Source organism: Providencia sp. PROV150 (genome assembly GCF_028481025.1).
GTDB classification, from domain to species: Bacteria; Pseudomonadota; Gammaproteobacteria; order Enterobacterales; family Enterobacteriaceae; genus Providencia; species Providencia hangzhouensis.
The window spans coordinates 62,135-87,242 of sequence record NZ_JAMPPJ010000001.1 but is presented as its reverse complement, the minus strand read 5'-3'; the positions used below and the strand labels follow the sequence as shown (position 1 = coordinate 87,242).

General features: G+C 37.1%; 19 protein-coding genes and 4 tRNA genes. 12 read left to right on the top strand and 11 right to left on the bottom strand.

Annotated elements, in window-relative coordinates; all coding sequences use genetic code 11:
• Positions 1-89 precede the first annotated feature (89 nt).
• Both flhC and flhD read right to left on the bottom strand, forming a co-directional pair.
• Complete coding sequence (gene flhC / locus PSE83_RS00405) at positions 90-680, bottom strand: flagellar transcriptional regulator FlhC (RefSeq protein WP_004255732.1); 591 nt, start codon at positions 678-680, stop codon at positions 90-92.
• On the bottom strand, positions 677-1,027 hold the full coding sequence (gene flhD / locus PSE83_RS00400) for a flagellar transcriptional regulator FlhD (protein WP_036957860.1): 351 nt from the start codon (positions 1,025-1,027) through the stop codon (positions 677-679). Before flhD ends, flhC begins: the two co-directional genes overlap by 4 nt.
• Before the next feature lie 1,647 nt (positions 1,028-2,674).
• On the opposite strand from flhD, the gene PSE83_RS00395 reads away from it, so the two are divergent.
• Together PSE83_RS00395 and PSE83_RS00390 are read left to right on the top strand one after the other, a co-directional pair.
• Positions 2,675-3,112 (top strand): antitoxin HicB, encoded by a 438-nt coding sequence (locus tag PSE83_RS00395; protein WP_004255743.1) that lies wholly within the window; start codon positions 2,675-2,677, stop codon positions 3,110-3,112.
• 557 nt (positions 3,113-3,669) lie between these two features.
• Positions 3,670-4,668, top strand: coding sequence for an acetyltransferase (locus PSE83_RS00390; protein ID WP_272660582.1), 999 nt, complete (start codon positions 3,670-3,672; stop codon positions 4,666-4,668).
• Positions 4,669-4,866: 198 nt separating this feature from the next.
• Here PSE83_RS00390 and PSE83_RS00385 read toward each other — a convergent pair.
• A tRNA-Lys gene (locus PSE83_RS00385) sits at positions 4,867-4,942 on the bottom strand.
• Positions 4,943-5,197: 255 nt separating this feature from the next.
• Here PSE83_RS00385 and cycA point away from each other — a divergent pair.
• The gene (cycA, locus tag PSE83_RS00380) at positions 5,198-6,598 is read left to right on the top strand and encodes a D-serine/D-alanine/glycine transporter (RefSeq protein ID WP_096864671.1); all 1,401 of its coding nucleotides are present in this window, start codon (positions 5,198-5,200) and stop codon (positions 6,596-6,598) included.
• Positions 6,599-6,673: 75 nt separating this feature from the next.
• Here the strand turns inward: cycA and putP are convergent, their stop codons facing one another.
• Complete coding sequence (gene putP / locus PSE83_RS00375) at positions 6,674-8,158, bottom strand: sodium/proline symporter PutP (protein ID WP_004255751.1); 1,485 nt, start codon at positions 8,156-8,158, stop codon at positions 6,674-6,676.
• A gap of 499 nt (positions 8,159-8,657) precedes the next feature.
• Here putP and putA point away from each other — a divergent pair, with 499 nt between their 5' ends.
• Positions 8,658-12,641, top strand: a complete 3,984-nt coding sequence (gene putA, locus PSE83_RS00370) for a trifunctional transcriptional regulator/proline dehydrogenase/L-glutamate gamma-semialdehyde dehydrogenase (protein ID WP_272660581.1) — start codon at positions 8,658-8,660, stop codon at positions 12,639-12,641.
• A 220-nt stretch (positions 12,642-12,861) separates the two neighbouring features.
• Here putA and fliZ read toward each other — a convergent pair whose 3' ends face one another.
• Positions 12,862-13,380 (bottom strand): flagella biosynthesis regulatory protein FliZ, encoded by a 519-nt coding sequence (fliZ, locus tag PSE83_RS00365; RefSeq protein WP_004255757.1) that lies wholly within the window; start codon positions 13,378-13,380, stop codon positions 12,862-12,864.
• Between the two features lie 1,047 nt (positions 13,381-14,427).
• Between fliZ and PSE83_RS00360 the strand changes: the two genes are divergently transcribed.
• Entirely contained in the window at positions 14,428-14,739 is a 312-nt protein-coding gene (locus tag PSE83_RS00360) for a DUF5339 domain-containing protein (protein ID WP_004255760.1), read from the top strand.
• Between the two features lie 159 nt (positions 14,740-14,898).
• Here PSE83_RS00360 and mgtA read toward each other — a convergent pair whose 3' ends face one another.
• From mgtA to cspE, 4 genes are all read right to left on the bottom strand, one after another.
• Positions 14,899-17,601, bottom strand: a complete 2,703-nt coding sequence (gene mgtA, locus PSE83_RS00355; protein ID WP_110591504.1) for a magnesium-translocating P-type ATPase — start codon at positions 17,599-17,601, stop codon at positions 14,899-14,901.
• 149 nt (positions 17,602-17,750) lie between these two features.
• Complete coding sequence (locus PSE83_RS00350) at positions 17,751-18,449, bottom strand: MgtC family protein (protein ID WP_004255789.1); 699 nt, start codon at positions 18,447-18,449, stop codon at positions 17,751-17,753.
• Between the two features lie 393 nt (positions 18,450-18,842).
• Entirely contained in the window at positions 18,843-19,034 is a 192-nt protein-coding gene (dsrB, locus tag PSE83_RS00345) for a protein DsrB (RefSeq protein WP_004255792.1), read from the bottom strand.
• A 102-nt stretch (positions 19,035-19,136) separates the two neighbouring features.
• Complete coding sequence (gene cspE, locus PSE83_RS00340; protein WP_004909801.1) at positions 19,137-19,349, bottom strand: transcription antiterminator/RNA stability regulator CspE; 213 nt, start codon at positions 19,347-19,349, stop codon at positions 19,137-19,139.
• A gap of 479 nt (positions 19,350-19,828) precedes the next feature.
• Here cspE and PSE83_RS00335 point away from each other — a divergent pair, with 479 nt between their 5' ends.
• From PSE83_RS00335 to PSE83_RS00325, 3 genes are all read left to right on the top strand, one after another.
• Positions 19,829-20,332 carry a YlaC family protein gene (locus PSE83_RS00335; protein ID WP_004265669.1) on the top strand — a complete coding sequence of 168 codons (504 nt, stop codon included), beginning with the start codon at positions 19,829-19,831 and terminating at the stop codon, positions 20,330-20,332.
• 135 nt (positions 20,333-20,467) lie between these two features.
• A tRNA-Asn gene (locus PSE83_RS00330) sits at positions 20,468-20,543 on the top strand.
• A gap of 255 nt (positions 20,544-20,798) precedes the next feature.
• Positions 20,799-20,874, top strand: a tRNA-Asn gene (locus tag PSE83_RS00325).
• A 111-nt stretch (positions 20,875-20,985) separates the two neighbouring features.
• Here the strand turns inward: PSE83_RS00325 and PSE83_RS00320 are convergent.
• Entirely contained in the window at positions 20,986-21,471 is a 486-nt protein-coding gene (locus PSE83_RS00320; RefSeq protein WP_226617105.1) for a LysR substrate-binding domain-containing protein, read from the bottom strand.
• A gap of 294 nt (positions 21,472-21,765) precedes the next feature.
• Between PSE83_RS00320 and PSE83_RS00315 the strand changes: the two genes are divergently transcribed.
• From PSE83_RS00315 to PSE83_RS00300, 4 genes are all read left to right on the top strand, one after another.
• A tRNA-Asn gene (locus PSE83_RS00315) sits at positions 21,766-21,841 on the top strand.
• Positions 21,842-22,053: 212 nt separating this feature from the next.
• Entirely contained in the window at positions 22,054-23,103 is a 1,050-nt protein-coding gene (gene pyrC / locus PSE83_RS00310; RefSeq protein WP_272660580.1) for a dihydroorotase, read from the top strand.
• A gap of 220 nt (positions 23,104-23,323) precedes the next feature.
• Positions 23,324-23,578 (top strand): biofilm formation regulator BssS, encoded by a 255-nt coding sequence (bssS, locus tag PSE83_RS00305; protein WP_004255804.1) that lies wholly within the window; start codon positions 23,324-23,326, stop codon positions 23,576-23,578.
• 209 nt (positions 23,579-23,787) lie between these two features.
• Positions 23,788-24,381, top strand: a complete 594-nt coding sequence (locus PSE83_RS00300; protein WP_153673605.1) for a LuxR C-terminal-related transcriptional regulator — start codon at positions 23,788-23,790, stop codon at positions 24,379-24,381.
• A gap of 147 nt (positions 24,382-24,528) precedes the next feature.
• Here PSE83_RS00300 and PSE83_RS00295 read toward each other — a convergent pair whose 3' ends face one another.
• The gene (locus PSE83_RS00295; RefSeq protein WP_036957864.1) at positions 24,529-24,987 is read right to left on the bottom strand and encodes an Hsp20 family protein; all 459 of its coding nucleotides are present in this window, start codon (positions 24,985-24,987) and stop codon (positions 24,529-24,531) included.
• Between the last annotated feature and the right edge of the window lie 121 nt (positions 24,988-25,108).

The window sequence follows — 25,108 nt, the reverse complement described above, 5'->3', positions numbered from 1 at the left end:
CTTTCACTCCGTTGGTTAACAGATGGCAGTCAAAGGGAATATTAGGAGTGACAGGCAAAAAATTTTGCCTGCTAACCAAATCAATCCAATTACATTACCGCTTTAGTAATGCCATCCTGTCGATATACCGTAATATCGGCTAGATGTTCGGAAAGTTTACGTTTTTTTATTGCGCGTGATGGCGGTTGGCATAAACTACAAGTGAAGCTATTTTCAGGAATATGTGCGTAAGTAATAAAAGAGCCATGGCAACAACTACATTGTGAACTTTGTAACATGCCACTTTCCACAAAACGGACTAGCGTCCAAGCACGTGTTAAAGCCAACAAAGGTTCTTCGCCGGGTTCTGGAATACACTGTTCAAGGTATAACCTATAGGCTTTTAATATAGCGTCAACACCACGACATTGGCCGCTTTTCAGTAAAAATTGATAAGCATTATAGAACATGGATGAATGAATATTCTGTTCCCATGTCATAAACCAATCTGTAGAAAAAGGTAACATTCCTTTCGGTGGAGGGCTACCTCTTAGCTCTTTGTATAAACGAACTAAACGACCGCGACTGATTTGCGTTTCACTTTCTAACATTTGAAGGCGAGCGCCCAAAGAGATCAATTCCATGGCTAGTCGAATGTCATTCGCTTCTTGGACTATACTTTTTTCAGCTGCGGTACTCATCTTTTTCTCGCTATTTCAGTGTCGCCCTCATTATGCGTTTGCAATAATCGGGTCGAAAGTAAGATACCTGTATGAATTTGTTGTAATTCATCAACTCTTGAATCACGAGTTAGTTTTTCAATTGTTTCACTATTATCAAATCTAAACTGGCAGATTAGCTGGTTTGTCTCTGCTAATTTGACTAATTGAGGGAGTGTAAGGTCTGCTAAAGTAGTTGCCATTGCATCAGAGATACCTAGACGAAACATCGCAGAGGCTTTCTCTTGAGAGATGAGTTTTTGGGCCAATAGCAAATATGAGAGGTTAATATCGTATATATGCTTCAGAAAATCTGTCGTCGAGCTCATTTTTTTTCCTTTCCGAATATTATCAACATCTGTGCGATCTGTGTGCAAAAAGAACAAATATGAATTTGAAAGTATTGTGTATTCAAATTATTAAATTAAAAAATTAATTAAATTGGGTAAATGTAATTCCATTAATTTCCCCATGTTATCCATTCAAAATACCCAATTTGGAGTACAAATACACAAGCTTCCAAACTTAAATTAAATATATTTCCTGAATACCTACAACAATAAAGAATGACTAAAAAATTAGCGGTTTCCATAAAAATCAGAAATTGCTGATGTCATTATTAGTCGCTAATTATTATGCACCACTAAATTAACTATTCAAGGTACTTATGTTTCTTTTTGTATCAATAGGGCGATTACCCATTAATTCATTAAATAATCTTCATTATTTCTTTATCTTCTATTACCTTATCCTAAATATCCACAACATTTTGAGTTAACCTAAGCAAAATGCCAGGGTTTTAATCAAACCAATCACTCTTTACATGTGATTATTAAGCCTAATAAACCAAGCATAACATCAAAAACAATATATTGATCCAAATCAATTTTTAGTATTAAGAAACTGAGTTATACATTACTGTATTAAGGCTTTATCGGCATTATTGGAATAAAATTTAATCATTAATTTTCAATAAGTTTGATATATATTACAGCCATCGTTCAAAATTATTCAATCGCAGTTATCATATAAACAGCCATTATATTGTCATACATATTAAGTATTCACTTCCATTTTCATTAGAATCATTAAACTATAAAATAAGTATCATCACCCTGTAATATTAATAAAACTAATAAAATTTACGTCTATTACCAATAATGAAAGTTTATTCAGCTTAAATATTTTTGTAAGATATTTTTGCATATTTATTATTTTAAGTGATCATTTTGTTATTAGTTCATTAAAGTAGTTTTTTTGGGTTAATTAATATTTATTTTTTATGTAAAATGGCAAAAAATTCATTTTTTTTAATAAAAAGATCAACCTACGCTAACCTATCACTTTTGTGTTAAGAGCAAAAAATGTAGGTTTCAATTAAGAACACTCCATTTTCCAAATGTTTTTTATATCATTTTTAAAATATTCAGTTAGTGCTCAAAATAAAAAGCACTAAAGGTATTATTAATTGTCTTCGTACTTATCATTTTTAGCCATTTTCACGTAACCATAATAATTTTAATAACTCAATGTTATAATAACAAACGATTACTATATACTTTTATTTCAACAAAACCCCCTAACTATCAAGTTACCTTAAGTAAAACTGCTTAATCAGATAATGAAAGATTAAAAAATAAATAACTTTTAGTTAAAATAATTCAGTGAGACATTTGCTTATAAAAGAAGCTAATTTATTAGGATTTTTATGGAAAAAAATATTTCTCAATTTGAGACAAACTTCACACTTGTTTTCTTTGTTTCTCAATAATTTCCGAATAAAACGATTCTCACATTGCTGAATTTATGTTAGGAAAATCACATTAATTGTACTAACAACCCCCTCATAACAACATGTAGGACCAATAGATACAAAAATGAAGCAAGAAATGGCCACATAAGTTAATTGATAAGCTTGTTTTCCTCATGCTCCAGTGCAACACTGAGCACTCTGAAATATAATTTGAAGGAAAAATATGTTCAATTATCAGGCAACAATAGAATTTATTGAGGAAGAAAACGTATATGAAATCAATTTTAGTGATTTTCCTGACCTTCAAGGAGTTAGCTATTGTAAAGAAGATGTTGAATTAGAAGCCCAAGAAATTTTGCTAGCCTCTTTTGCAGAACATATCGAACTCAGAAAACCAATTCCATTAGCAACACAACAAAAAAATAGTGAAGCATTTACGGTTTATTTACCCATAATCTGTTGCTTAAAAATTGCCTTGCATAACGCTATTCTCAACTCTGCAATGCAACGCGTCGATCTCGCTCGCAGATTGAATATCAATGCACAACAGATAGAACGCTTACTGGATATTCATTACACATCTAAAATTGACCTTTTAGAACAAGCCTTATACATATTGGGCGTCGAGCCTTCAATTACAGTGACTCAAAAAAATATTTGATAACAATATAAGCTAATCATCATCCAAGGACTATATAATAAAGTTATCACTGAAATAGCCCTAGAATTCTTGATTTATTTTTTGCTGATACTAAAAAGTATCATTAGATTCTTATGTAATAGCAGAGACTTGAGTTAAATTTAGCTCCCTAGCTTCTCATCTTCTGCTGCTATTCAATCGTTTTCCCTGTACATTTCACGTGCTAAAGAACAACTGCGTTCTATTTCAAACATCCCTCCCCTAACTGGTTAAATTTCAATCAAATCATACTTTACCCAATCAAAAATAACTCTGCTTTCAGTTATCTCTCATTTTTTAGTTCTTAGACCTAAAAGTTTGTGATTTTTATCTTGCCATTAAGTGATACAAAATTGTGCAATAAACTTATATTCAATTCCTAAATCATGTTCCCTCTTACAATAAGAATAAAATATTAACGGAAAAAGACTAATCAATATTAGACTTATTATCTCTCATTTCGTAATTACTAAAATAATTTCTTTTAAATTATAACCCCAATGAGGTACAATAAATTAATTTTTATATAGGGCATATATATGAAAAAAGAAAATCACTTAATCTTGAATATAAAAAACGTTGGCCAACCATATTGGCCAACGCTAAAATTAATATTAAGTTCATTAATTGTTTTTAATTTTTATTTAAATTTAGTTGATAAAAACAAATATTCGTTGCTTATTACTGTTTTTGACTTAACATTAATTCCTATGTTTGTATTTATAGTCGCATTTATAACAAAAAATACAACATGGAAAGAGTTAAAATCTCACCTTCTTCCTGCCTTTATAATTTATTTTACGTTTCAAACAATCGACATGGTTCCACTTTACTTCACCAGTGAGTTAACTTTTAAAAAATACTTGTTTTCTCCTCAGTACGGGGTTTGGTTCTTTTTAGCAACACCTATATGGCAAGCTGTTTTTTTATTATTACCAGAGAGCTTTAAATCAAACAAATTTAACCTATCTGCAATCTTAATCACATCACTAATAATATCATTTATAACAAAGACTTACCTAATGCCAATTTCTAGCTTTTTTTCAATTATTTTATATTTCCCATTTTTTGTTATTGCTTATTTTATCCATAATCAAAATATATTTTCGTTAAGGAAAAAACCTATTATCACTATTTTTTGTATAGCATTTTTAGCGATTACCTTTCTTAATTATCGAAACGATTTTTATGAGATAATTTTCGGTGCAATCAAGACTAATTTAATTCTAAACTCATTCATTATCTATATTTTCGATTTCGTAATAAGCCTAATACTGGGTTCGATTATTATTTACTTTGCTTTATCAACTCAAAAATATGCAAAAATATCAAATAATGCTTTAGGTGTTTATTTAATCCATCCAATTATTTGTTTTGTAATATTACAAATATTAAGTTTTTTAGATATAGAACTAAATTTATTATTAATAATAGCATTTACTCTATCTACAATTACAATTGCACTTTTACTAGCATCAAACTCAATTATTCATTGGTTTATTGAACCAGTATTGAGATCTAATAAATTGAAAGAATAGCTTTATGAAGGATATGATAGCATAGCCTCTAAATATCAAATATATTATTGATATAAACAATGAGAACGGATGTAAAGTATCAAATTTAATGACCGAACATGCCAAACAAATTGATACTGTTTTCAATGGCTGCGTCCCAAATACGTCCCATACAGTCAGTATAGGTTCCGCAGCATGCTCATAACTCATTGAAAATATTGGTGGGTTGTGTGGGGATCGAACCCACGACCGAGTGATTAAGAGTCACCTACTCTGCCAACTGAGCTAACAACCCGATACAAAATATTTAACGCCTAACAATTGCTACAGTCAATATGATTCTGCTATTTTTATTACCTAAGTTAATTTTAAGTTGCGAATGTAAAATTTAAGAAAACTAATGCTTGAATAAACATCACTTCGCTCCTAACAAGATAACTTTTCCTTACTCTAATTGAGATTTGTGTCACAATATTTCACGCAAACATAACCACAAAATTAAAAAAAAGACTGTGGCTAATTATCACAAACCACTACGGACATCTTTAGTATGGAAGAAAATGCAAATTCACTATCAACACAACCCAATGCTGATCGTAATCAGCTAAAACGCAGCCTTAGTAACCGGCATATACAACTTATTGCGATTGGTGGAGCAATTGGAACAGGCTTATTTATGGGGTCTGGCAAAACCATTTCACTCGCAGGCCCATCGATTATCTTTGTGTATATGATAATTGGTTTTGTGCTATTTTTTGTGATGCGCGCAATGGGTGAACTGCTACTTTCTAATCTGAACTACAAATCATTCAGTGATTTTTCTGCTGACCTTATCGGTCCATGGGCAGGTTTTTTTGTCGGTTGGACGTACTGGTTCTGCTGGGTTATCACCGGTATTGCCGATATCATTGCCATTACATCCTATGTGAGCTTTTGGGTACCTGATTTTCCTGAATGGGTAACCTCATTTATTTGCGTGGTCACCTTATTAACGCTTAACCTAGTTTCTGTCAGGCTTTTCGGTGAGCTCGAATTTTGGTTCGCCATGATAAAAATTGTTGCCATTGTGGCTCTCATTGCAGTAGGTGGCACATTAATTGCCATGAATTTCCAATCCCCTACGGGTCACACGGCATCTTTAAGTAACATTTGGAATGATGGCGGAATGTTCCCTATGGGGATCAGTGGTTTCTTTGCTGGCTTTCAAATTGCTATTTTTGCGTTTGTGGGAATTGAATTGGTGGGTACGGCAGCAGCAGAAACACGCGATCCAGAAAAATCTTTGCCAAAAGCTATCAACGCGATCCCTATCCGGATTATTGCATTTTATGTCTTATCTTTAATTGTCATTATGGCTGTTACACCTTGGCGAACCATATTGGCCGATAAAAGCCCATTTGTAGAGATGTTTGTCTTGATAAGCCTACCCGCAGCGGCAAGCATTGTTAACTTTGTGGTGCTAACTTCCGCAGCCTCTTCCGCAAATAGTGGTGTATTTTCCACCAGTCGAATGCTTTTTGGGCTTTCAAAAGAAGGGGATGCGCCAAAGCAGTTCAGCCAATTATCGAAAAAAGCCGTGCCGGCTACTGGGCTAATTTTTACTTGTATCTGCCTCAGCTTTGGTATTGTTCTGATCTATTTTATTCCTGATATTATGCATGCATTTACGCTAGTCACCACCGTGTCTGCTATTCTCTTTATGTTTATTTGGAGCATGATTTTATATAGCTATTTAAATTTCCGTAAAAAACGCCCTGAAATGCACAAAGCATCTCATTACAAAATGCCTGCTGGAATTGTGATGTCATGGCTAAGCCTCGCTTTTTTCGCTTTTATGGTCGTGCTATTGGCATTCCAGCACGATACAAGACAAGCCTTAATTGCCACACCAGTTTGGTTTATTTTACTATTCATTGGTTACCAGTTCGCTAAGCGCAGAAAGAACCAATAATGATGAATAATAAATAGTAAAAAGGCCGAATAACAGTATCGTTACTCGGCCTTTTTCGTTTATAAACTTGCTCGATTAGCTTGCTTTATATTCTGCCTCAGCCTCATCAAAACGAGCTTGAGCTGCTGCACTTGGTGCTTTAGTCATTAAACTCACAACAACAATAGCGATTGTTGCTAATAAGAAACCTGGGATGATTTCATACAAATCAAACCATTTGTATTTTATCCAAACTAATACTGTCACAGCACCGACTATCATTCCTGCAAGTGCACCTGTACGCGTCATTCGTTTCCACATTACAGAAATTAAAACAACAGGACCAAATGCAGCGCCAAAGCCCGCCCATGCATTACTCACTAAAGCCAAAACTTTATTATTTGGGTCACGAGCAATGTAAATGGCAATTGCAGCGACCAATAACACCATAAAACGCCCTACCCAAACTAACTCTTTTTGGCTGGCACTTTTACGGATAAAAGGCTTATATAAATCTTCCGTTAGCGCACTCGCACAAACTAGTAATTGGCAACTTAGCGTACTCATTACCGCTGCTAATATAGCTGACAATAAAATACCGGCGATCCATGGATTAAACAAAATTCCCGTTAGTTCCATGAATATACGCTCATTATTTTGCATTACCGAACCCGCTAAAGCCGGGTTATTTTCAAAATAAGCGATACCAAAGAAACCGACCGCAATCGTTCCGCCTAAACATAACACCATCCATGTCATACTAATACGTCGAGCAGAACGAATAGTACGAGCAGAGTCCGCCGCCATAAAACGCGCTAAGATATGGGGTTGACCAAAATAGCCTAATCCCCAACCTAATAATGACAGAATTGCGATGATATTCATGTCTTTAAACATATCAAGATATTCAGGATTCTTAGCTTTGATCACTTCAATAGAGGTATCTATTCCCCCTAAAGAAAGGATTACAACAATAGGTGTAAGAATCAATGCGAAGATCATTAATGAAGCTTGAACAGTATCGGTCCAACTTACGGCTAAAAAGCCACCTAAAAAAGTGTAAGCAATAGTCGCTAATGCCCCTAACCACATCGCTTTCTCATAACTCATATTAAATGTGCTTTCAAATAACAAACCACCAGCGACCACACCTGATGCACAATAAATCGTAAAGAAAACTAAAATCACAACAGCAGAAATAATACGTAAAATCTTACTGTTATCTTCAAAACGGCTAGTAAAGTAGTCTGGCAATGTTAACGCATTATTATTTTTTTCTGTTTGGACACGTAAACGCCCAGCAACAAATAACCAGTTAAGATATGCACCGAGACTCAAACCGATAGCAATCCAACTTTCAGAAATCCCGGCCAAGAAAATCGCACCTGGCAACCCCATGAGTAACCAACCGCTCATATCTGAAGCACCAGCAGACAATGCAGTTACAACACTGCCTAAACTTCTTCCACCCAGAATATAATCGTCAAAGTTTTTCGTTGAGCGATAGGCCATATAGCCAATTAATAACATGCCAGTAATGTATACGACGAACATAATGATCATCGGAGTGCTTACAGTCATCCTGTTTTCTCCATTGAGTAGCTTTAAAATTGTTAGTTATCTTTATAAGTTTCCGTTGATAACTTGTAACTTCATAGTGTTGCACTTTATTGCACATATTTAATTTATCTGTGCGAACACCAAATAGGTTGTGATTGTTTGTGTTGCACTAACTTAATATCTTAGCTGCCCCATCCTAGACAGAGTCGTATTAAATTAACAAGAAATTAACTATTTTTTATTGCATAAATAGAATCCATATCACAAATGTTAAAATTTAAACTTAAATTCACAATCGAATGTTTAACTATTCCACCTAAAACAAAATAAATATAACTACATGTAAAATATAATAAATAAATCAAAAATGATTTACTTGAAAATATTAAAACTTAAAAAACCCGATATGTTTCACATTTTCTTCAGAAATCACGCTTAACAATGTTGCACAAAGTTGCAACATTAAGATAATGTGGTGTAACTTTTTGATTAAAATGACTCGTGACCTAGAGGAATTAAGATGAGTAGCACAACAACTATGGGTGTGAGACTTGATGAAGCAACTCGTGAACGCATTAAAAATGCCGCTCAGCGTCTTGACCGCACATCACACTGGCTTATCAAACAAGCTATTTATAATTACCTAGAACAACTCGATAATGGCCAAGCCTTTCCAGAGCTCGCACCGGGTATCAATGTAAAAGAAAATCAAACTTCTGATGAAGACACCACCGTTGAATCTAACTATCAACCATTCTTAGATTTCGCAGAGCACATTTTACCACAATCTGTAAAACGCTCTGCAATTACTTCTGCTTACCGAATTCCTGAAACACAAGCCGTGCCAATGTTGTTACAACAAGCACAGCTCCCTACAGAACAAGCTGAAGCTGCTCATAAGTTAGCTTATTCAATCGCTGAAAAACTGCGTAATCAAAAAAATGGCATCGGCCGGTCAGGTTTGGTTCAAGGCCTACTTCAAGAGTTTTCACTTTCATCTCAGGAAGGTGTCGCATTAATGTGTCTCGCAGAGGCCTTATTACGTATTCCTGATAAAGCAACTCGTGATGCACTTATCCGTGACAAAATCAGCAATGGAAACTGGCAATCACACCTCGGCCAAAGTAGCTCAATGTTTGTTAATGCTGCAACTTGGGGTCTGCTATTTACGGGGAAATTAGTTTCTACGCATAATGAAGCTAAACTCTCAACCTCACTTAATCGCATCATTAGTAAAAGTGGTGAACCACTGGTGCGTAAAGGTGTTGATATGGCGATGCGCCTTATGGGAGAGCAATTTGTTACTGGCGAAACTATCTCCCAAGCACTCGCTAACGCGCGAAAGCTCGAAGATAAAGGCTTCCGCTATTCCTACGACATGCTGGGCGAAGCCGCATTAACGGAAAAAGATGCACAAGATTACATGGTGTCTTACCAACAAGCTATCCACGCGATTGGTAAAGCATCAAATGGCCGCGGCATTTATGAAGGCCCTGGTATTTCAATTAAGCTATCTGCATTACATCCACGTTATAGCCGCGCACAATACTCTCGCGTGATGGAAGAACTTTATCCACGCCTATTATCCCTCGTATTACAAGCGCACCAATACGATGTAGGGATTAATATTGACGCAGAAGAAGCCGACCGCTTAGAAATCTCTTTAGATTTGCTAGAAAAACTCTGTTTTGAGCCACAACTCGCGGGTTGGAATGGGATTGGCTTTGTAATTCAGGCCTATCAAAAACGCTGCCCATTTGTGATTGACTCAATCATAAATTTAGCTGAACGCAGCCAACGTCGCTTAATGATCCGCCTAGTAAAAGGTGCTTATTGGGACAGTGAAATCAAGCGCGCACAAATGGATGGGCTAGAAGGTTATCCAGTTTATACGCGTAAGGTGTATACTGACGTTTCTTATATTGCCTGTGCACGAAAACTGTTGTCGGTTCCCAATTTAATCTACCCGCAGTTTGCAACACATAATGCACATACTCTCTCTGCTATCTACCAAATTGCAGGTAAAAACTACTACCCTGGTCAATACGAATTCCAATGCCTACATGGAATGGGTGAGCCGCTTTATGAACAAGTGGTTGGTAAGGTTGCTGATGGCAAGCTAAACCGCCCTTGCCGTATTTATGCACCAGTCGGTACTCACGAGACGCTACTTGCCTACTTGGTGCGTCGATTGTTAGAAAATGGCGCAAATACTTCATTTGTAAACCGTATCGCTGATGCCACTATTCCTCTAGATGAATTAGTTGCCGACCCAGTTAAAGATGTTTTAGAACTGTCTAAAACTGAAGGACAAATTGGCTTACCGCATCCAAAAATTCCGTTACCACGTGATTTATACGGGCAAGAGCGTGTGAATTCGATGGGGCTTGACCTATCAAACGAGCATCGACTGGCTTCGCTATCAAGTGCCCTACTGAGTGCTGCTATGCAGCAAAAAATGGCAGAACCACTGTTAGGGGGCGACTTCCAAGCTTCGCAAGCATTGCCCGATGCGACACCAATTATTAACCCTGCCTGCCACAAAGATATTGTCGGCCACGTTCGTGAAACAACAGAACAAGAAGCTGAACATGCATTAAATACCGCTAACAATGCAGGTACTATCTGGTTCGCAACGCCTCCTTCTGAACGAGCGGCCATCTTATTACGAGCCGCTGACCTCATGGAGCAACAGTTACAACCGCTGTTAGATATTTTAGTACGTGAAGCCGGTAAAACCTACAACAATGCGATTGCGGAAGTTAGGGAAGCGGTAGATTTTCTTAATTACTATGCAACCCAAGTCAAGAATGATTTTGATAACAACACACACCGTCCTTTAGGGCCTGTGGTCTGTATTAGTCCGTGGAACTTCCCGTTAGCAATATTTTCAGGCCAAATTGCTGCGGCTCTCGCAGCAGGTAACACCGTACTCGCGAAACCAGCTGAACAAACACCATTAATCGGCGCTATCGCGGTATCTATTTTGCATCAAGCGGGTATTCCTCGCGATGTACTGCAATTTTTACCGGGTAAAGGTGAAACCATTGGCGCTCAACTCGTTGGTGATACTCGTGTTCGCGGGGTCATGTTTACAGGGTCAACAGAAGTCGCAGGGTTACTTCAACGTAATATTGCAGGGCGCTTAGATGCACAAGGACGGCCTACCCCGCTGATTGCAGAAACCGGCGGATTAAATGCAATGATAGTTGATTCTTCTGCACTCACAGAACAGGTTGTCACTGATGTCGTCGCATCTGCTTTTGATAGTGCGGGTCAACGTTGTTCGGCCCTGCGCATTTTATGTATCCAAGAGGATGTCGCAGATAGAACGATTCGTATGTTAAAAGGCGCAATGGAAGAGTGCCGTATGGGGAACCCTGAGCATTTATCAACCGATATAGGCCCTGTGATTGACCATGAAGCAAAAGAGAATATCGATCAACATATTCAAAAAATGCGCAGCAAAGGGAAATCGGTCTTCCAAGCAGCATTTGAGAACCATGATGATCAGCAAGAGCAACAGGAAGGAACCTATGTTAAGCCAACATTAATAGAACTTGATGATGTTAGTGAGCTGAAAAAAGAGATCTTTGGTCCTGTTCTGCACGTTGTACGTTTTAAACGAGATGAGTTAGAAGCACTTGTTGAACAAATTAATGCAGCCGGTTATGGACTGACACTTGGTGTTCACACTCGTATCGATGAAACTATCAACCAAGTTGTTTCAAAAGCTAAAGTTGGCAATCTGTACGTAAACCGCAATATGGTTGGTGCCGTTGTTGGGGTGCAACCTTTTGGTGGTGAAGGTTTATCTGGAACTGGGCCTAAAGCAGGTGGGCCATTATACCTTTACCGTTTATTAAGCGAACGTCCAGATAACGCAGTTTCAAATACCTTAGAGCGACAAGATAGCCATTTACCCATGGATGCCAGTGCTAAAACTGTTTTACTTGAACCATTTGAAGCACTTACACAATGGTCTGAAAAACAAAACTCGGTTATTTCGCCTTCCGTGATTGAGCTATTTACACGCCATAGTCAAACAGGAACCACCCGTGTATTACCGGGCCCAACAGGAGAAAGAAATACCTATACCTTGCGCCCGCGTGGTTTGATTTTATGCCTTAGCGATAATGAACAAGATTGCTTAACCCAGCTAACAGCTGTACTTTCTGCGGGTTGTCAGGTGTTATGGCCAGATAGTGAGCTCCATCAGAAGCTGTTTAAGTCACTACCTGAAAAAGTGAGAAAAACCATATCGATAACTAAAAACTGGATAGAATCGAAAGAGCCAATCGAAGGGGTTATTTATCATGGTGACAGCGATCAGTTAAAAGAAGTTTGCGCAGTGGTTGCACAACGTAAAGGGCCAATTATTTCAGTTCAAGGCTTTGAACGTGGTGAAACTAACCTGATGACTGAACGCCTACTTCATGAACGTTCATTGAGTGTCAATACCGCTGCAGCAGGTGGTAATGCTAGCTTAATGACGATTGGGTAATAAGTAAAAGGCCTGGCTTCGTTATCTACGAAGGCCAGGCCATACATGATTACATATTTATTTAAAAATACACTTATCTCATAAGAATAACCGTCAGTGTTCCTATCAGATAAGTGCTATCCCAAAGAGCTGCCCGCTAAAAACATAAAAGGTGCCCACGGGGACACCATTACTTAAAAACAACAAAGAAAATAGCAATGCTTATTTTCAATATGTTATTCTAATTATTGCATTTTTCTGATTCCCAGAATAAATATTGTTCATATTTACGTAATGCAATATTGTAATTACTAAATGCAGAATCTGTCATTTTTTCACTCAACTCTTCTTGAACTTTACTCGCAGTAAATTCTTTCATAGAAAAATTAGAGGAAGATAACAATTCATCTAAACGGCGTAAGCGAACAACATATTCACGAACCGTACTGTGGCTCATCTCAGTCTGTAAGAATAAATACTGTTTAAATGACATAATATCAAAATAATCAGTATTACTATTGCAATAAATTTCACTACAAAAACGACAAAGTGCAGTAAATTTATCTTGCAGCTCCCCCCAAGTGCCTTCATCAACCAATTCAGTCATGTCAGCGATAGCTTCTTTATTTAAGATGTCATCGTTGAAAACTAAAGAGATGCGATCAAGGGTTTTGTGACAGTGTGCACAATGAGTTTGGCTGTGTTTAAAATCTTTGATGTAACGACTCAGAGGCCGTTTCTTTACAATAGAAGCAGACATAATGGTAAAGCCCTGTGTGTAAGTCTAAATATAAAATTGTAACCAGATAAGTCAGGCTACATACATTGTATGCCCATAGCATTAATATAATATCTGCTATGTTGCATTGCGATATGGTGAACCCATATCATATATCCTTACTTTACCTTTAGAGAACTCATCATTCTAAAAATGTACAGTAAGAAAAGTTATCGCCCTTTGTTAAAAACATTCTAACCCGTCTCTCGCTCTTTGGCGAATTTCTACGGTGAGTCAATTTTGGTATGAATTTGAGTTAGCGTCAACAAAATTAACTTAATTGTCGTTAACCCTGTACACTTATCATTAACCATAAGTTAAGCGATATTTCTTCATTAGTTCGCTTAAAAACAAAGACTCTACCTGATAATTTCATCTTCGTACAAAGAAAATTTAATTTAAAAATCAAACTGGTACCTATACAAAGGTTTTATTCTTAAATTTGTGAACTAGCTCACCTTTCACATCTATAATTGCATCTTAAATGAACAGCCATTAATTCTATAAATATTTCATAGTGAAAACTTATCATTCGCCCGTAAACATTTTGTTACAAATAAACGATTTTTTAATATATTTAATCGCATATAAAAAAACGTTATAACGATATTAAAAAGGCTTATATAGGCATTTTTATAGGTGAATACACGTATGACGTATTATTCTATCTTGGTAGCTAAAACATAATTTTCGTCAAAAAATATATTTATTAAATTAACTAACCATTATCCCCTTACCCTAATAGCCCTCATACTTCTTTTATCTGCTTTCCATTTTTCTTCCACTTACCAATTACTCTAGACAAACATAGAATAGTTAAAGGAAATCTATAACATAATGATAAAAAACAACTTATTTATCTCCGTGAATTTATGTAACGGAAATGAGCTAAAACAAAATACGATAGCCCAATTAAATTGAAATTTAATTAATTAACCGATGTATTATTTTAGGATTTGTCACGTTTGATATTAAAAACATCTCTTATATACTCAATTCGCTATATAAATAATTTTAATAAGGTTGATTATGAAAAAGTTGATTTTAGCTTGTGGTATGGGTTTATTGGCACTGACAATCACTGCTTGTTCAGAAGAAGAGAAAAAAGGTGAAGTTGCTGGCGCAACTGAAACTTGTAACGCTTACTTCGCTGAAGTTGATAGCTTAATTGCTAAAGCTTCAGAAAACCCGCAAGCAAAAGCTCAGTTAGACGCAATGAAAGGTCAGCTGGAAGAGGGTAAAAAACAGGTTGCTGCACTACCTAAAGACCAGCAAGATAAAGCTTGCCAACAGGGTATTGATGCAATGAAACAGATGAAAACTGCTTTAGGCCTGCAATAAGCCCTATTCTTTTTATTCTGTAATCAAAAAGAGCCATTATTATTATGGCTCTTTTTATTTTATGAATATTAATGAGTTACAATAAATATCAAATAACCCATACGATACAGCTACCCAAAGGTGCAAGCCCCCCTTGGCCTCACACCTTTTAACATTATTTTATAACCACGTTCCAAAACGTTTAATATAAAATTGCTTCATTAGTTGAGCTACAACACAATAACTGACTAATGTGAGAGCGAGCCATGGGAAATATTCTATTGGCAACGGTTGTAACCCTATCATTTCACCAAATGAAGAAAATGGAATATATAAACCAAGAGCCATAATTAACCCTGTTGTTAACATAACAGGTAATGCGGCAGTGCTTTGTATAAACGGTATTTTTTGTGTTCTTAACATATGAACAACCAACGTCTGTGAAAGTAAACCTTCAACAAACCAACCTGATTGGAACAGCGCTTCATGAGCGACACTATTCGCTTGGAATACATACCACATTAACGCAAAAGTTGTGATATCAAAGATAGATGAGGTTGGCCCAATCCAAATCATAAAGCGGCCAATATTTTTCGCATCCCATTTGCGAGGACGTTTTAAAAACTCTTTATCCATTTTATCCCAGGGTAATGCAAGCTGGGAAATATCATACAGTAAATTTTGAACGAGCAAATGAATGGCTAGCATCGGTAGGAAGGGAATAAATGCACTGGCAATTAATACAGAAAATACGTTACCAAAGTTAGAGCTCGCGGTCATATTTAAGTATTTAATAATATTACCAAAAGTTTCACGCCCTTTAATTACCCCCTGCTCTAATACCATTAAGTCTTTTTCAAGTAGGATAATATCCGCAGATTCCTTAGCAATATCCGTCCCTGTGTCAACTGAAATTCCTACATCAGCATCACGTAATGCGGGCGCATCGTTGATCCCATCACCGAGAAAACCAACGGTATGTCCATTTGCTTGTAACCGCTTTAAAATACGGGATTTTTGCAATGGTGTTAATTTACAAAAAACTGAAACTTGCTCAACTTTCTGGCTTAACTCTTCGTCTGTCAGTTCTTCAACTTCTAAACCCGTCATGATTTCGCTGATGTTTAAGCCAACATCATGACAGATTTTTTCGGTAATAATGGCATTATCACCCGTCAACACCTTAACCGTAACGCCATTTTCACGTAATGCGGCAATGGCTGAAATTGCGCTTTCTTTTGCTGGGTCAAGAAAAGTTAAAATGCCTTGTAGTTCTAACTGATACTCGGCTTGAGCAGAAAGCGGTAAGCTGGCTTCTGCATCATTCAAACGACGAGTTGCAAGTAACAATACACGAAATCCTTGTCTGTTGTAATCACTCACTAGCTCAGTAATTTTTACCCTTGCTTGGTCGTCAAGTAAATGCAGCTCACCATCTTGTTGGTAACTTTGGCAGACAGCTAACATTTCCTCCGCGGCACCTTTACAAATAAGTAGGGCTTCGCCTTTCGGTGTTCGTACTGTCACTGACAATTTGCGTCGAATAAAATCAAAGGGTAACTCATCAATTTTTTGGAATGCTTTTAGCTGCTCAACTTCACTGTTCCCTCTACCACGACGAATAATTGCCTGATCCATCATATTTTTAGCCCCACTTTGGTGGAAGCTGTTTAGCCAAGCTAGTTGCAAAATTTTACTATTTTTTTGCCCATTGCTGTCCAAATAATGTTCTAAAATAATACGATCTTGCGTCAATGTTCCCGTTTTATCCGTACACAGCACATCCATTGCGCCAAAGTTTTGGATAGCATTTAACCTTTTAACAATCACCTTGTGCTTTGACATGGCAATTGCACCTTTGGCTAAATTCGAGCTAACAATCATCGGTAACATTTCCGGTGTTAAACCCACGGCAACCGCCAGTGAAAATAGTGTAGCTTCGAACCAATCTCCTTTTGTAAACCCATTGATAAGTAAGACGATTGGTACCATGACTAACATAAAGCGAATCAATAACCAGCTTACGCTATTCACACCACGATCAAACGAAGTTTGCGCACGACTCCCCACAATAGATTTGGCCAACGAGCCTAGATAGGTTTTCCCGCCTGTTGCCACCACAATTCCACGCGCCGTCCCGCTGGTAACATTGGTTCCCATTAAACAAATATTTGAAATTTCTAACAGTTCATTTTCAGTTGGCGATACCGGATCTAAATTTTTGGCTGAAACGTCACCTAATGTGTCGTATTTTTCTACGGGTATTGATTCCCCTGTTAGAATGGCTTGGCTGATAAACAAGTCTCTTGATTCGACTAGCTTTAAATCAGCAGGAACCATATCTCCAGCGGATAACAACACAATATCCCCAGGTACTAAGCATTTGATCGGTACCTCTTTTCTAACAGAACGCCCCGTTTTATTATCACGACGAAATACAGTAGCCGTCGTACGAACTAAGGATTTCAATGCTTCCGCAGCCTTGTTGGTACGATACTCTTGCCAAAAACGTAAAAAACCACTCAATAAAACCATTGTGACAATAATAATCACGCCGGTTAAATCTGTTTCTTCGCCTTGGCGTTCAGGAATAACATAATCCGTAAAAAAGCTAACAACAGCTAATACAATCAGTACGAATATAAATGGATTTTTAAAAGAAGTGAGTAGTTGCTTCCATGCTGGAGGGGCTTTTTCATGAGCAACTTCATTTTCACCTTCAGTCACAAGACGGTCCATCGCCTCATTCTCTGATAAGCCTAATAGATTTGTTTGATATTCATTGAGCACTTGCTCAATATTTTTACTCGCTTGTTCGCCAACAATAAATTTTTGGCGTGCAGCGGCTTTGACGCTTTTGCGCGGTTGTCTTATTTCAGTCATAACGTTGTCTCGAATACAACACTCGTAATTTTAACGCTATCCAACTGAAATAAAATTATCTTATTATCAGTTAGATAGCTGCGATTTACTACTCCATGACGGAGGGTGGTCGTCCATTTCAGCTCCTATAGTGAGTTAATTTAAAGTCATCAAGCCGGTAGCTCTGATGCCACTTTCCAATTGATAGCACTAACACTTTGCTCAAGACTTATTCTGCATACCAATGCTTCAATTTCTTTTTGCTCGGCAGGTGTCGCAAGAAATTCAGCGCACACTTCTAGCTGCTCAGGCTTTAGTGTGTCTGCACTACTTAACGATTGCAGCCGAATATGCAGTCCATTAATTGCTTGTAAAATAAGAGTTCTTACTAAAATTTCATCCGTTTGATGGCACATCACGCGAATTTTATAACGTTGCTCTACATCGAGTGCTTGCTGTTGTGGTTGTTTATTAATTCGTGAAGCCGCTTCTCTTAATAAAATATTGGCGCATAAAATTAATAACGTTGCCATCAAGGCCAAAGAATACTGGCCTAATCCACATAAAACACCGATCCCCGCGGAACACCAAAGCGTTGCCGCAGTATTTAGGCCTCGGATGTTCATGCCTTCACGCATAATCACTCCCGCACCGAGAAAACCAATTCCTGACACCACTTGGGCAGCAATACGACCAGGACTATCAGGTGATGTTGTTACAGAACTTAAAATAAATACCGCCGCTCCGGTTGCAACCAGTGCATTAGTTCTCAAGCCCGCCATTCGTTGACGCCACTGGCGCTCAGCACCAATTAATGCACCAAAACACATAGCAGACAGCAAATTTAAAATATCAGGGGAAAAAAGCATGATAATCCCTCCAAAAATAACTTGGATAATGATTTATATGCTTAATAAAAAGCATATAGCCATATTTTGAGTAAAATAATTACTCAAAAACTATTAGCTATTGCCTGGAGGAAATAAAGAATAAATATAGACCAACATAATACACACTCAATACAGCTATAATACGCTATCTAATGAAATACAATTATAAGGGAGTAGTATGATGAGGAAACATCAGACACCGCCCGCCGTTGTGGCAAGCAGTGAAAAGAAAAGACGATTACTGGCTTGCCATTAAATTAAGTTTTTATTCCAACTCTGACTGTCCAAGTAATAATCTCCTAAGTAAAAGATGGAAGGAGTATAAGTGGGGAAAATTATTAAGTAAAGGACAAAGTGCCCATTAAATTGAACTTATCTTTCAATTGGCGTAACAAAAATCCCTTCATCGCCTTCTTTTTCATTAAAGAACCAAATACCTTCAGGGTAATCAGGTAATGCAATTAAATACATTACCCCTTCATTGAAGGGTTCAATAAGTAAAATAGTTCCTTCTCGACGCTCTTCTCCGTCTGTTTTTACATAAACACGGTCATTAATATTCATAACATTCTTTTCCAGCAAAATATATTAACCATAAATGTAGCGCATACGAAAAAGCCCGTCATTAAAAATGACGGGCTTTAGAAAATCAGTTAAGCAATTAGCTTAGATAGCAGTTACGTTAGCAGCTGCTGGGCCTTTTGCACCGTTTTCAATGGTGAATTCAACTTGCTGACCTTCAGCCAGAGTTTTGAAACCATTGCCCTGAATGGCAGAGAAGTGGACGAAAACGTCTTTGCTACCATCAGCTGGAGTGATGAAACCGAAGCCTTTAGACTCGTTGAACCACTTAACTTGACCTTTCATTTTGTCGGACATTTGACTTTTCCTATATAACATCAAAAAAACTTGCCTTTTGGCATATACGGGCCAGAGTCAACTATTTAATCAGGGAAACACCAAGATGAAGCGTCACGGTCAAAGGCTATCTGTGATAACTTTCTTCTTTAGAACACACTAACTCAGTAATCATACATCAAATAGGACTGCTAAACAGGCCGACACTCATTAACTCATGACTTAAAGATAATAGCAACTATTTTATACGAGCAAACCTCAAAAATATGCTGTTTTTTCGATTGCGTCACTTTTATCGGCTATAACGTTAACAAAAACGCTGCATTTAGTTGATAGTTTAAAGAAAACTTTAATTTAAAAAGCCAACAACCTAATAAATGTCAGTAAGAATTATCCGATACAATGACAATCTGTGTAAATATTTTTTTTAACTGATATATAACAATCTCGACGGCTCGTGATACCCTCCTAGTATAGATATCTGACAGAGAGTTATACACATGGATATTATCAAACAAATACTCGTCGAAGATTTGGATGCCATCAATAAACGTGAAAACCGTGATGGGAAACCTTATTTTAATAGCCAATTTCTCGCCAACCACCCTTATTTATGTATTGGTATGGTTGCGGCTTATGTCCCCCTAGCCATTATTCTTTGGTACGCCCCTTATTTTGGTCCTTATTGGGCTCTGGGTATCACCATTCTTTTTATTGTATTAGCAAGTGTACTACTTTTTGACATCAAACCTGTTTATCACTTTGAAGATATTGGCGTCTTAGATTTACGTGTCTGTTATAACGGGGAATGGTTTGTTACTGAACCAGTTTCTGATAATGCGATAAGCAAAATCATTGATTCACAAGATGTTAGCTCTGCTATAAAACAAGAAATATCGCGTTTAATTGCATTAAAAGGAATGATTTCCTTTTATGATATCTATCATGTCGCTTATCCTGAAGTTTCTACGCAATTACCTGGTACACTTGCAACTCAAAATTAATTCAATATCAATTAACTAGAGTAAAACTTCGTCATAATGTGCATTGAATGAGCAGTTGGATATTTTTTCTGTTTTTATGATTGACAGCCTGAGATGATATCGTTAATATGCGCCTCGTTCTCAGGAACAAGCAATTCCTCCATAGTTCAGTCGGTAGAACGGCGGACTGTTAATCCGTATGTCGCTGGTTCAAGTCCAGCTGGAGGAGCCAAATTTAAAAAGCCCGCTTAATGCGGGCTTTTTGCTATCTGCTAAATATATATCACCATTATATCATTCATCTCTACTATCAATGATCTCCTAGCACCTCTCATAATCCATCTGGTATGCATTACGCATCATATATTAGGATAGATAACCACCAAATCGATTACTTAACGCCCACTTGGCTATTTTTTTCATTTTTATACTTTACAACAGTGAACAGGATGGGTAATATGCGCCTCGTTCTCAGGAACAAAACAATTCCTCCATAGTTCAGTCGGTAGAACGGCGGACTGTTAATCCGTATGTCGCTGGTTCAAGTCCAGCTGGAGGAGCCAAATTTAAAAAGCCCGCTTAATGCGGGCTTTTTGCTATCTACCTAAAAATCACTCTTCTTAGCATTACTTTACTTACGGCAAATACAAGAGTTCCCACCATAAAATAAATACTTATTCTTTCTCTAGAAAAAATTGTTTAATCGTCTGGCGTAACCATTGATGCGCAGGGTCCCTATCTAACCTTGGGTGCCATGCTTGCACGATAAATATAGGCACCAATCCCAAAGGAAGTTCAATTTCAACCAATGGCAAATTAACACTCTTTACCCCTTGCAGCACATGACGAGGGAGCGGCAAAATATAGTCAGAGTTCATAGTTAACATCATGGCTGAATGAAAACTAGGTAAAGTCAATGCAACATTACGCTGTAATTGAAGGTCGCGTAATGCGTCATCAATTGGCCCCAATGTACGCCCTCGGCGCGATACGCTAATATGTGGGTAATGCGTTAAGCTTTCAGGCGTCACCTGCCCGATAATTGGATGCTCTGGGCGAACTAATGCCTGAAAAGTACTATTAAATAAGCTCTGAGCCTTAATTTCAGGGTGCCAGTCTCGAGAGGAACCGATAACCAAATCCACCTTGCCACTGCGCAAGGAATCATCTTCAGTATCACTTTCCGCGATAAAAATTAAACTACTTTATATCCATCCATGACTTAGTAGTGATTAACTACGATTAACCTCTAAACTTGAAATAATATACCGCTCATCAACTCAGATTTGTCTCAGTCTTTTCGTTAGTGTATGGCCTTGATTAATCACCACTACTCTATTTTCGATCAAACTTCCGACAGTTCGCACAGATAACAGGCAAACAAACAATTTTTTCGATATTCTCCTTTGACAATGCGGTGAGAGAAAGCTAATATCCTCTGCGTACCAAGGAGTTCCTCCATAGTTCAGTCGGTAGAACGGCGGACTGTTAATCCGTATGTCGCTGGTTCGAGTCCAGCTGGAGGAGCCAAAATTTAGAAAAACCTGCTTAAGGAAACTTAAGCAGGTTTTTTGCTATTGAACAAACTAAATAAGCCACCTATTTACGTTATTTGCGCGATCTGCCCCTGAAATAAGCTATAATCGTGATTTCTCATAGCTATTTTTTTACTTTACCTTTATCATTCTATTCCGGCTTGAGCACTCGCTCATCATTCACTCTTCCCCTATGGAGCCGGTTTAATGACAACTGTAACTACCCTAACGATCCGCCGCCCTGATGATTGGCATGTTCATTTTCGCGATGATGATATGTTAAAAACGGTCGTTCCCTATACCAGTGAATTTTTTGGCCGTGCAATTGTCATGCCGAATTTAGTGCCACCAGTCACAACGATTGAAGCCGCAAAAGCTTATCGTGAACGCATCCTAAAAGCGGTTCCAGAAGGGCATCAATTTACCCCTTTAATGACCTGCTACCTTACTGATAGCACAGATCCTGTTGAAGTGGTTCGTGGCTTTAACGAAGGGGTATTTACTGCCTGTAAACTCTACCCGGCTAATGCAACAACAAACTCTAGTCATGGCGTATCTGATATTAAAAAAATTTATCCCGTATTAGCTGCGATGGAACAAGCAGGAATGCCATTGCTGGTCCATGGTGAAGTCACCGCAAGCCATATCGATATTTTTGACCGCGAAGCGTTGTTTATTGAGCAAGTTATGTTGCCATTACGGGCACAGTTTCCAAAACTCAAAGTCGTTTTTGAACATATAACCACCAAAGAAGCGGCGCAATATGTCCAAGAAGCAAATGAATTTACAGCTGCAACTTTAACACCTCAACATTTGATGTTTAACCGTAACCATATGTTAGTTGGTGGTATAAGGCCGCACTTATTTTGCTTGCCTATTTTGAAACGTAATGTACACCAAGAAGCATTACGTGCAGCCGTTGCTTCAGGTTGTGACCGTTTCTTCCTTGGTACCGACACCGCACCACATATACAATCACGTAAAGAGTCTACCTGTGGTTGTGCTGGGGTCTTTAATGCTCCCACCGCATTAGCGGCTTACGCGACTGTTTTTGAAGAGCTGGGTGCTTTGGCACATTTCGAAGCTTTTTGTTCACTAAATGGTCCTAAATTCTATAACTTACCTGTAAACGAAGGAACTATTACGCTAACTAAAGAACAAAATATTACTTGCGAATCGATTGATTGCTGTAATGATAAATTAGTTCCTTTCTTAGCAGGAGAAGATGCGCGCTGGACAGTCGCTCTGGGTCAGTAGTTTATACACTAATGGGAAGTTCAAAGTGCTTCCCATTCTGTTTTTACAATCCTTATTGTCTGTTTTATGCATTTTCTGCTATATAAACAAAAAAAATGTTTTATTTGCTTTCTTATTAACGAAATCTCCTTATACTAAAAGTGGACTCATCACGAGGTCATTGCTCTTAGTCAGTTATAGATATTTATTATTTATCACGATGTTTGATTAGGAGGTTTATATGAATAAAAAAAATGATGTCATTCAAACCCACCCAGTAGTTGGCTGGGACATCAGCACAGTCGATGATTACGACGCTATGATGTTGCGTTTGCACTACCTCCCCGAGCAAGATAAACACACAGGTGATGCTATTGTGGATAAAACCATGTGGCTAACGACTGATGTGGCTAAACAACTTATTCATATTCTCCAAGCAGGCGTAGACAAGATAGAATCAGGGGAATATGTTGAGTTTGATTTTAAAACACACTAGGAAAATAAATGGATATTAGTGCCACTAATATCCATTTAATTTATTCATCTATATAGATAATTATATGTCTTTATATAATTACCTTATTAATTAATTACTAATTAGCAATTTCAAATAAGAACACTATTTATTGTTTTTATTAATCCTTGGTTGACTTCTCTATCAATTCCAATTTATTGTAAGCCATCTTCTTGAACAAGGATGTTCCAATGCGAATATTAGTTATTGATGAATGTTATTATACACGTCTTGGCATTACAGAATATTTATCTAAAAATAAAAAACTCGAATTTATTAGTACAGGATGTATAAAAGAAGCCATTGGTTTTATGAACACAAACCTACCAAGCATTATACTGGTGAATCTAACCTACTATTGTAATTACTCTGATTACTGCCCTACTCTACAGCAGTTATTAAGTAATACTAATAATGCACGCTTTTATATTTATATTAATGCTCCTTATCCGCAAACAAACAACCCATTATTATTAAAGGATAATTACTTTATTCTATCAAAAAGCATTATTATTCAAACGCTTGATAAAGTTATTCGTGACCATGAACAAATAGAAAAAATCACCAAACTTGCTAATAATATTGAGTCATCTATTTTCACGATTAAAGAACAAAATATTATTAATAACTGGATGAATGAGACACCCAATCATATTATTTCTCGAAAACTAGGAATTAGCAATAGTACTGTCTATTCACAGAAAAGACATATCGCATCTAAAGTTTTCGTCAAAAATAGAATTGAGTTATTTTTTATATATAATGTATTTAAATATTTATATTAAAAATGTTTTAATTTAAATCGACTAAAACAAAACTAAAAGGCCTGACTCCGTTTGAATAACGAAATCAGGCCTTACAAACCGGTCAGCAAAAGTGTCCAATATTATAAAGTCACTCTAACTGCTGCTGACGAGTCATAAATTTTAGTTCTATGATTTTATATCTTTATTTTCAATAGCGATAACTCGAGGTTTTTCTTCATCCGGGATTTCATATTCAATATCCAGAGTTAGTAAACCACTAGATAACTCAGCACTTTCTATCTTCACATTTTTACCGAGATTAAATTCAAGGGAAAACTTATTTTGCGTTATTCCTTGATGGATCCATTTCTCAGAATCATTAACTAATTCTGCTGATTGCTCACCTTGAACATACAATTTCCCGCCTTTTAGGGATACGCTTAAGTCCTCTTCCTTATAACCTGGAACACTAACCGTTAATTGATAGCTTGTTTCATTTATTTGTTTTAAATTATACGGATGCTCTGAAGTTAAAGGCCTATTACCTGTTAGCTGGCTAAACAAACGATCCATTTGGTCAAATCTGTTAGAAAGTAGACTATCGGATAATGTTGGGAATAATGAAAAAGATCTAATGTTAGACATAATTTCTCCTTCAATATTTTTATATCAAACTAAACACATACGACTATGCACCATTACCTGTGTACCTAGTATGGGATAATGCTCTTTCTTGGTGCAATTCTTATATAGTGCCAGTTACGCG

Bases quoted from the DNA above. Each gene is read 5' to 3' on its own strand.
- flhC (WP_004255732.1), bottom strand. From the start codon at position 680: ATGAGTACCGCAGCTGAAAAAAGTATAGTCCAAGAAGCGAATGACATT.
- flhD (WP_036957860.1), bottom strand. From the start codon at position 1,027: ATGAGCTCGACGACAGATTTTCTGAAGCATATATACGATATTAACCTC.
- PSE83_RS00395 (WP_004255743.1), top strand. From the start codon at position 2,675: ATGTTCAATTATCAGGCAACAATAGAATTTATTGAGGAAGAAAACGTA.
- PSE83_RS00390 (WP_272660582.1), top strand. From the start codon at position 3,670: ATGAAAAAAGAAAATCACTTAATCTTGAATATAAAAAACGTTGGCCAA.
- cycA (WP_096864671.1), top strand. From the start codon at position 5,198: ATGGAAGAAAATGCAAATTCACTATCAACACAACCCAATGCTGATCGT.
- putP (WP_004255751.1), bottom strand. From the start codon at position 8,158: ATGACTGTAAGCACTCCGATGATCATTATGTTCGTCGTATACATTACT.
- putA (WP_272660581.1), top strand. From the start codon at position 8,658: ATGAGTAGCACAACAACTATGGGTGTGAGACTTGATGAAGCAACTCGT.
- fliZ (WP_004255757.1), bottom strand. From the start codon at position 13,380: ATGTCTGCTTCTATTGTAAAGAAACGGCCTCTGAGTCGTTACATCAAA.
- PSE83_RS00360 (WP_004255760.1), top strand. From the start codon at position 14,428: ATGAAAAAGTTGATTTTAGCTTGTGGTATGGGTTTATTGGCACTGACA.
- mgtA (WP_110591504.1), bottom strand. From the start codon at position 17,601: ATGACTGAAATAAGACAACCGCGCAAAAGCGTCAAAGCCGCTGCACGC.
- PSE83_RS00350 (WP_004255789.1), bottom strand. From the start codon at position 18,449: ATGCTTTTTTCCCCTGATATTTTAAATTTGCTGTCTGCTATGTGTTTT.
- dsrB (WP_004255792.1), bottom strand. From the start codon at position 19,034: ATGAATATTAATGACCGTGTTTATGTAAAAACAGACGGAGAAGAGCGT.
- cspE (WP_004909801.1), bottom strand. From the start codon at position 19,349: ATGTCCGACAAAATGAAAGGTCAAGTTAAGTGGTTCAACGAGTCTAAA.
- PSE83_RS00335 (WP_004265669.1), top strand. From the start codon at position 19,829: ATGGATATTATCAAACAAATACTCGTCGAAGATTTGGATGCCATCAAT.
- pyrC (WP_272660580.1), top strand. From the start codon at position 22,054: ATGACAACTGTAACTACCCTAACGATCCGCCGCCCTGATGATTGGCAT.
- bssS (WP_004255804.1), top strand. From the start codon at position 23,324: ATGAATAAAAAAAATGATGTCATTCAAACCCACCCAGTAGTTGGCTGG.
- PSE83_RS00300 (WP_153673605.1), top strand. From the start codon at position 23,788: ATGCGAATATTAGTTATTGATGAATGTTATTATACACGTCTTGGCATT.
- PSE83_RS00295 (WP_036957864.1), bottom strand. From the start codon at position 24,987: ATGTCTAACATTAGATCTTTTTCATTATTCCCAACATTATCCGATAGT.